Here is a 1,365-nt window from a genome sequence, read left to right as displayed (position 1 = left end):
TGAATCGCCCCGGGTCTGTCGGAGGCTCTCAAACCTGTGAAGGATGGAGAGCATGGCAGCACCACGGAAGTACAGCGTTGAGCTGAAGGAACGAGCAACGAGGATGGCGGTCGAGGCCCGCCAGGATCCGGCGACGCGGCCGGGAGCGCTCAAGCGGATCGCCGATCAGCTCGGTGTGCATCCCGAGGCGCTCAGGACCTGGGTCAAGCAGGCCGAGGTCGACGGCGGCGTGCGCCCGGGCACCACTACCAGTGATGCCGAACGGATTGCCCAGTTGGAACGGGAGAATCGCGAGCTGCGGCGGGCGAACACGATCCTCAAGCAGGCCTCGGCTTTCTTTGCGGCGGAGATCGACCGCCCACAGCGCTGATCGTGGAGTTCGTCGCTGCTCACCGCGACGAACACGGAGTCGATCCGATCTGCGCGGTCTTGCGCGGTACGGCCGCCCAGATCGCTCCGTCCACGGTCCGAGCTCACCTGAGCCCCCAGCGAACCGAATCGGCACGTGCGGTGCGTGACCGCGAGGTTCTGTCCCGGATCCGGGGTGTTCATGCCGACAATCTCGGGGTGTACGGGGCCCGCAAAGTGCACGCCAGTCTGAAACGAGAAGGGATGTCAGTGGCCCGGTGCACCGTGGAACGATTGATGAAAGCCGATGGGTTACGGGGAATATTACGGTTGAAAGGGCGGAAGACCACGCACGCTGACGGGGCCGAGACTCCGCGGCCGGCGGATCGGGTCCAGCGGCAGTTCGTCGCCGACGCGCCCAACACGTTGTGGGTGGCGGACCTGACCTACATTCGCACTCATTCGGGGTGGGTGTACGCCGCGTTCATCCTCGACGTGTTCTCCCGGATGATCGTCGGTTGGCAGGTTTCGACGTCGATGCGTACCGACCTGGCCCTCGACGCCTTGGATATGGGGTTGTGGGCTCGCCGACGGGTCGGCCAGGACGTCGCCGGATTGATTCACCATAGCGACCGCGGCGTGCAGTATCGAGCGGTGCGATACACCGAGCGCCTCGACGAGTGTGACGCAGTGTCTTCTGTTGGTTCCAAGGGAGATTCGTATGACAACGCGATGGCGGAGGCGTTCAACTCGTTGTTCAAGGCCGAGTGCATTCGCAATCCCGTGATGCGCCCGCACGGGGGCTGGCGAGGCCTTGGAGACGTCGAGTGGGCGGTCGCCGAGTACATCGACTGGTTCAATCACCGCCGCTTGCACGGCGAGATCGACCACGTCCCACCCGCAGAGTACGAGACCGCCTACTGGTCGAATCACACGGCGGCCGACTACCGTGAGACACCGGTCCTCGCTGAGGCCGGAACCAGATAGCCGAGCCTCCGTAGAACCCGGGGCGATTCA

The 1,365-nt window shown here is 64.5% G+C and carries 1 protein-coding gene and 1 other annotated feature; the gene reads left to right on the top strand.

Annotated elements, in window-relative coordinates; genetic code table 11:
• Positions 1 to 52: 52 nt before the first annotated feature.
• Positions 53 to 1,335 (top strand): IS3 family transposase gene (locus tag MLGJGCBP_RS21545; RefSeq protein ID WP_148222641.1). Its coding sequence is split into 2 segments (ribosomal slippage): positions 53 to 341 and positions 341 to 1,335, totalling 1,284 coding nucleotides; the frame shifts between segments, so codons are not numbered across the junction.
• Positions 331 to 459, top strand: a sequence feature (AL1L pseudoknot). Its footprint overlaps the gene before it by 129 nt.
• Positions 1,336 to 1,365: the final 30 nt, after the last annotated feature.

It is taken from the genome of Rhodococcus sp. T7 (assembly GCF_009872365.1).
GTDB lineage: Bacteria > Actinomycetota > Actinomycetes > Mycobacteriales > Mycobacteriaceae > Rhodococcus_F.
The sequence above is the reverse complement of the archived record's forward strand: the minus strand, read 5'-3'. Positions and strand labels throughout refer to the sequence as shown.